General features: G+C 65.0%; 1 protein-coding gene. It reads left to right on the forward strand.

Annotated elements, in window-relative coordinates; translation table 11 throughout:
* Positions 1–234, forward strand: a 234-nt coding sequence (locus ACLJNW_RS28650) for a 3-hydroxyacyl-CoA dehydrogenase NAD-binding domain-containing protein (RefSeq protein ID WP_410962072.1), incomplete at both ends; no start/stop codon positions are given.

Genomic DNA, 234 nt, shown 5'->3' on the forward strand with positions numbered 1-234 from the left:
GTGCAGAAGACCCTTGCGAAGATCCACGCGACGACGAACTACGACGACCTCGCGAGCTGCGACGTCGTCGTCGAGGCCGTCTTCGAAAGTCGCGAGGTGAAGGCCGAAGTCACGAAGCGCGCCGACGCCGTCCTCTCCGACCGCGCGATCTTCGGTTCGAACACCTCGGCGCTGCCGATCACTGGCCTCGCGGAGGCGAGCTCGCGCCCGAAGAACTTCATCGGCATGCACTTC

The sequence above is a fragment of the Salmonella sp. SAL4457 genome, assembly GCF_046548235.1.
Classification (GTDB): Bacteria; Pseudomonadota; Gammaproteobacteria; order Enterobacterales; family Enterobacteriaceae; genus Salmonella; species Salmonella enterica.